The 7189-nt window shown below is 43.8% G+C and carries 2 protein-coding genes and 1 pseudogene; 1 reads left to right on the forward strand and 2 read right to left on the reverse strand.

The features are described 5' to 3' along the window. Window positions 1-290, reverse strand: a pseudogene (locus B4U49_RS19315) (transposase); the annotation flags it as partial. Window positions 291-375: 85 nt separating this feature from the next. Next, on the reverse strand, window positions 376-2967 hold the full coding sequence (locus B4U49_RS01955) for a hypothetical protein (protein ID WP_078082900.1): 2592 nt from the start codon (window positions 2965-2967) through the stop codon (window positions 376-378). Window positions 2968-3995: 1028 nt separating this feature from the next. Between B4U49_RS01955 and B4U49_RS01960 the strand changes: the two genes are divergently transcribed. Beyond that, a complete protein-coding gene (locus B4U49_RS01960; RefSeq protein WP_078082901.1) occupies window positions 3996-6563 on the forward strand; it encodes a hypothetical protein in 2568 nt (855 codons plus the stop codon). The last annotated feature ends 626 nt before the right edge of the window (window positions 6564-7189 follow it).

Genomic DNA, 7189 nt, shown 5'->3' on the forward strand with positions numbered 1-7189 from the left:
CTCGTCGGACATCAAGAGAGCGGAGGCCTTTTTTAGTAACTCTTTCTCCCGTTCCAAGCGATTGACTCGGGCTTCGAGCTCTTGGATTCACTGCTGTTCCGAGGTGAGAGCCTTGCTGGCCGGCAACTTACCGCTGCGTTCCGCCTCAAGCTGCTTCACCCAGCGCCGGAAAGCGGTGCTACCGACATCTAGAGAGCAGGCTGCCTCAGATACTGAATTACCTTGTTCCATGACCAAGCGGGCAGCATCCAGCTTGAACTTGGGGAAAAGGATCGACGTTGTCTACTCATCGAACACCTCTATCTCAGGCGGCGACTTTACCATCTAAATCGGTGTCCGGGTTTAGTAGACCACTACAAACACCACTCATTAATTTTACTGGTATTTGATAACCTCTGAATCAATTTTTGAGATGACCTCACCATAAACTACATCTGCAAGCACATCATGACCCCGCTTGTTAGGGTGAGCAATGCCATTGATACTGCCTTGATGGTATAACACCTTTGCGCCAATTGAATTGACCAAACGCTCACTTTCTGGAGCACATAAACCCCCATTCTTCAGTGCGCTACTCGTAGCATTCAGATAGTGCCAGTTCTTATTGCCTGCACTTCTAACCTTTTCCACGCCGGCCTCTACCTGTTCGTTTAGCTCTATTCGCATTTCTTCCAGTGTGATTAATTCGTTATGGTTTATTACGGTATCTATATGGTGTGTGTGGACTGGGCCTGCGTAGCTGTTCACGTCTGATGCCATGAAATCCAGAACCCGTGAGCATCGTTGTCCGTTGTATCGCGTTATGTCTGGGTAAGCTAGAGTGAATAAATTGTCGATCGGTACATCAATCAATTTGAAAGTTGATTCCAAATTTTCATAGCTCTGCGCTACCTGATCTACGCCCTGAACTGAATTTTCATAAAATTTCGCCAAGGTTTTATCAGCATCCTCCTTTATTTTATCCATGACATATGCATCCCAATGCTCTGGTAAAATTGCCACACCAGCACCCACAAGTCCTAGTGTGAGCGACATCCCTACTGTATACCAGGTTGGATCATAATCTCCCTCTTTAGAATATGCCGTCTTCCATCCTCCATCGATGAATGCCTGTTTAACATCGCTCTTTGCTGGGCCTCCCCAATAATCCACGCCTCCTGGCTCCGTAATGCGCGCCATCATTGCCGCGAGCGCGCAGGAAAAGCATCCATCGTTTATGCCTGCTGACATTATTATGGTATCGACATTCTCTCTTGCCAGACTCGGTAATCCATTATCGGAAATTTTGCCAACTAAATGTCTGAGTTGTGCTGTTTGTGGTTCCATTGGCACTCTAGATTCACCTTCGGCCCCGTGGTATTTTCCGTTGATTCCTGCCTTAAAGCTTGCACCTGATGCGGCTAGGTTAATGATCGTTACTGAAGTTTTATCACTTCGCTGTTCTAGTTTTCTTGCGACCTTTACGACATAGGATTCTGGACTTCTGTGTGACCTGAAATGATCGAAAGCCACAGGGTAGTACTTATTTAATCCGTACAAACTGTACTCAATGGTTTGTGGGTCTCTTCCGCATGGCGTCTCTTGTTTTAAGTCAGAACACGTTGGTATTTGGTATCCTTCTGGATTGAGATCCTCCCATCGAAAAACCGCTCTACTACCTTCCACCCGGTATACTTCTCTTGCTTGTTGTATACTAACGGGATAGTAACCGTTAATCCGACTTGCCCAATAGCAGTTTACTGGCTGTTTTGAGCAGAGATATGTCGCTGGATCCATGACGTTAACCAACCCTTCCCCCGATATAAGAAATGGTTCTGCGTCCCCGAAAGCCCATCTTCCATATTCTATCGTTGCTCTGTATGTGTCATGGCTCGTTTTGTATGGCCCATTTTTAATTCTCGGGGCTAGATAGATTGGGTCTTCTAATTTGAAAGTTTGATGCAATGATTTTTTTACCATTGCTGTTGACTCTTCGAGTGTCTGATCCAATGGGACTCCATATGTTGCCAATGCATCGATATATTTTTCATAAAGATCGCCCAGTTTCATGTCTATTTGGGCCTCTTCTCGTAGAGCCGTCCCTTCCCCTGATGTCATAGAATCGCCGAAACCCACCACGAGAATGTCGTTAATAGTCACAGATTCTGTTTTTGTTTCAGTTAAACCGCGAGCCCCATCCTTTGCCGTTATTGAAAAAGTGTAATCGCCTTCAGGCAAACAAATCGAAAAAAACGATTCTGGTCTGTTTTCTGGAATTACGATTGGCTCTTCAATATTTGAGCCGGCAATCGTCATGTCCCATCTTTTTAGAGCGTTTGCTTCTCTGGCTTTTTCTGCCTCCTCACTATCGTAATTCTCGTTCGGCATAATTAATTCAAAATCTAGGATTTGTTCCCTACCTAGCGGCGGCCCGAAGATATCGATGGACCTTTGACCCGGGACCTCCGATGAAAGCGGGTTTAGTTGGTCTATGCCTGATGCCATCCAGTCCCCGTTTTGTTGCCGCAAAGTATATTCCGCTATTGGCTTCACACCAGGCTGGGGTATTTCCCTGAGTCCTACCAAGACAGTTTTTGTTGTTGTTTTCGGTGCAGATTTCTGTATATCCCAGTGCCTTGTTCGATCATATATATTCACACGGAAAGCTGGTTTTTCATTCACTGGGGCGCAATGATTTAGATTCATCACATAGCGCCTATTATTAGGCAATTCTGCGTTAAACCTGTCTTCCATATTCCAATAAATATCTGGGTCAAGTCTTTTGGATATAAGGTCTAAAATTCGGTCTAAAATGCTACCTGACGAGTTGTGCGCCTGAATATGCTCAGCCGTTGATTGTATTATTCGAGGTGAGTTTCTATCGACTGGAACGTATTTAGTGAAAACAGCCTCTTCTATGTTTTGTTCTAAGTTGGAACAACTGATCAGCAATCCGAGGCTCATGGTGGCCAGTGCAAGCTTTTTCATGCAATCTCCTTATGTGTTTTTTGTGTCTGTGAAACGCTCGAATGAATATTTCTTTGAAGTTTTATTTGGTCCTATAACTTGAATAGACATTTTTCAAACCATGAAAAGCTTGTGGCCGTCTTTCGCGACTTCATTATTTTAGTTAGGGCGTGCTTAACTCCCTATTTGATGATGCCTTATCTTAATTGCCTTGTCTTGTTATGTAGAGATTGTATTGAGCTATCAATTTTATTTGTGGCATATAAAACATCACGCAGTTTATGCGTTTTGAACTTTCTTTTCTTTTGTGACGTTTTGCTAGTTGCCGGGGATGGGGCCTGGCTTGATCCTGCATGCGTTGGTCAACACCGATGCTCCACGACCACACTGACCGAGGTCATGCGGCAGACTAAAGCAAGCTGCATGCCGCGGGTCGCAGCCGGCATCCGTGTGGGAGACTGGCCGGCCCTTGCGCCTTATTTAGGCCCGGCGGCCAGCTGGGTAACTTTCGTTCCTTGCAGCGAGGGCGAGATTCTCGAAGCATCGCTGCGGATATACAAAGAGGTTGGCGGGACAGGCTGCGATCACTCTGTACGGAACGCTAAATGACTGTGATCTACATCGCAATAGTAGCCTGTGGACATAAGTGAATAATCCTCAAGTCTCTGCTTGTTGAATAATTTCCAAGTTAAAAATTGTCATTCTAGTTCTCAATGTAAATTTTGTTCGCTTGAACTATATAAATTTTTGGCGCAAAACGCGTTCCGCCTGATAAGTTGGCGCCGAATACATTTTTTCTGCTATCGCTAATCCGGTAATTTGGGTGTCAGTGGTTCAATCTGATTTTTTCACAAACTTTGTAAAAGCTAGTTATATCAGAACACCGCAAATTATCGATCTGGGTCAGCGGCAAGAAAATTTATATTGGTAAAGAAATTACTATTAGTGTGAGTCTAGGTTTTTCCCTCAAACTTGGTCTTAATAATATGTAGATTGGCTGGGGGAGCTCAGTGCTAAAGTATCAATAACAATATTAAACGGAAGCAACCATGAAAGTAATACTATTTGTAGTATTCACCGCTACTCTTCTTTTTGGATGCGGTAGTACACCAACCATACAATTTGTTACCAATGAGCCTGAGGCTTATCAAGCCAGGGCTATAGTGGGGACTTATTCAGACGGTAACAGCAACAGCGAAGGCTTTCCTATTTTCATCGGTTCAAGTGGCTCGCTTAAAGACGAAAATCTAAAATACTATGTATTGCCTGCAAATTGGCTTAATGGCAGACATTTTTCAATCATGGTGCCAAATGAAGTTGCTCGAATTTCCTTTGCCATAGTGGCTTCAAATGTCCAGCCCAAGAACGAATTGCCGCGTACTATAATTGACAAATTTATAATCATTAATTCAGAAATACCAAAACGATTTGGTGACACATTCAATATTGGTGAAATTAGTGTAAAAGATAGATTGTCTTCAAATGTCTTCCGTTCTCGAATAGAAAGCAAGTCGATTTCTAATCAATTCCAATATGATGGAGCGCAGATTCCGCCAGATATCATAAAGAAGGCGAAGCAGGAGCTTGGATCAAGAATAACCACCGTTGGCTCCGTGAACACCGAGGTGAGTGAGTCAAATATTAAGAAGACCGAAGTCTTTGCAGAAATTCTTCGCATCAAGAATTCAGCCCTTAGGCTAGAGGAATATCATAGAGTTGTTTTTCCGTGCTGGGCAATGTTGTTTTGCTATTCGGATGACCTGAGCTATAACCCTGATTTCAAATGGTGGGAGGAGGATGCAGAATTTAAGACCTTTTATGGCGCAACGATATTATCCCCTTGGGTTGCAGGTAATAGTCATGGGGTAGATGTTCTAAACAACATACATCCGACAGCGCAAGGCTGGAGATTGTATGTAAAGCGATTTACATGTCTTGATTATGGGGTTACTTGTAACCTAGATGGTCCCGTGTCACCGCAGGACGGCGACATGCCATACTTTGCGCTATATAACATACACACAGGACTCCTAAGAACCTTCATCTATATTAATGAACCATTTTACAACGGCGAGAGCATCTTAAAAACTAGGTTTTCAATAACGGGACCCAATAGTAGTTCGTCCCAATTCCTTAAATCTGTTCTCGCTAATAACTACAATAATACATTGCTATCTGAAAGCCCGGCATCAGTAGAGCACATAGGTTCTGCAATTTCGGATAGCTGGCTAGTTTTGGACAACTATTTAAGTTACGTCCCATTAGCGACTGACATTATGGAGGACAACGTTAACTTCCGGTTTGACCTTTTAAGGTCCACCCAATCTCAGGTGAAAACAACCGGAGATTTTTCATATGCTAGTAACTCTATTGCACCAAAATCCATATCAGGCTGGGAAAACCTTCTATCTAATTCATCAAAGATCAAGCAAAAAGCATCTTCTCTTTCTCATTTGGCCGACATTATTGCGGAGACTGGTGATGAGCTTAAAGAGAATGAAAGTAGTCCTGAATTTATTAAGGAGGTCGGCGAGCTATTTTCAAATTTTGGCACTGGCCCCGGGAGCCTAGTTGCATCTGTCGGTGGTTTTATCTTGTCAGGATTAGATGTCTTTAAGAGCTTAGAGGGAAGCTCTACCGGTGGTGCTAAGGCTGAGTATTATCAGGGTGCGATAACACTTGATGGAAATATAACCACTGAAGCTCCAACGCAAGGGCCATATTTTGGTGTCCATAAATCAAGGCAGACCGTATCAGCAAATAAAAGCGATCTGGAATGGAGTGGGGATCTTGGACTTTTTTCGATAAAGCGCCCTCTAAAAGTTACCGTGTATCTGGATGGGGTTGACGCTGAAAATGTCGATCTGAAAGACTTGATTAACATCAATCCCTCAGCAAATATGAGACTTAAAGACTATCGTCCGGGAATAGCGTTGATCGGAAATCAGTATCTTATGTGCCCCAGCTCGGCGGGATCATTCGATGAGGTTGAAAGTTATATGTCTGGGTCAAATCCCAACAATATTCCTCCTGAGGAAATGTCTTACTGGCAAAGCCTATGTATTAATGCAGAGAGAAGTAATTCATATGCGGTTGGATTCTGTTGTTGGGAAGGTGAGAACTTTTCACCTAGCGCTACTATCATAGATAAAGGGGAAGTTTTCCAAGGAGCAACAAGGGATGGTGGAGGTGCGACGCCTAACTTGGTTCCGACGCGGAAGCGGTATGTTCCCAGCGCAAATTATAGATTGAGATCATCCATATCAAAGCATGGGAGCTTTACCGATTTAAGTGAGAGTGCAAGGAAAACCGGAAATTTCGCGTTGTACTGGGAACCTATGGTTTTTTACCAAACCGTTGGTAGTAGATATGAAAATGACACTAAGAGCCTTGTAAATGGATTAACTTGGGATAGATACGTAGGCAAGGGTATGACGCCAAACATCCTGGATGCAAAAATGAAGGTTGCTTTAATCTTTGAGCACAATAATTCACGAGAAATAACGTATGAATTTTTTGGCGAATTTCCCGTTGAGATTGAGTATAAGGCATGTACGAAGCTAAATTGGGATAACAAATCTTACGATAAAGTGCCACCTCCGAAATGCAGCTCGTAATTGTACGGCTATCCATATCATGGCGTCCAAAAAGGGGAGAGTAATTCTCCCTTTTTCAATTTCAGTGATCCCCATTTCCCATGGCTGATACGCCGGTTGGCAGATCAATATTAATCCTTAAAAGTGTTTGCATTAAAAACTGGTCGATTCCGTCTGCTTATTTGTTTTTCTCTAGCACTCGATCACCCCTCTATTTTGACGGGGATTCTAACGAAATGCTTGTTCTCTAGTTTTCAGATGTTAGCTCGTAACCTGCCGCGTTCTAGCGGGTTTTTCCGCTGAACCTGAAGCGGGCCAGTGAACCTGCTGGGCGGGATAGGGCGGATCAAGCAAGGTGGCTGGCAGTAGTTATCCAATCCGGAAGAGGGGCTCAGTTGAAGGCCTAAATCCCCAAACGCTCGTCATGCGAAGCATTTTAGTACACGCTCTATTTCCATGACAAAGCTCTGACTTCCTGCGCTAAATCTAGACCTCGATCGCCTTGCAAGGCGACTCGAGCTATGTATTTCTGCTCGGCAGTTTCGCGCCCACTTGTTGCCAGTGGCTATGGGACTCGTTCACCTCAGACTAATTACTCCTCTTAGTGTAGTGGTCAACTGATTCCGGACAGTAAGTTAAGTTTTTCT

Origin of the sequence: Microbulbifer mangrovi, assembly GCF_002009015.1 — a bacterium.
Lineage (GTDB): Bacteria > Pseudomonadota > Gammaproteobacteria > Pseudomonadales > Cellvibrionaceae > Microbulbifer > Microbulbifer mangrovi.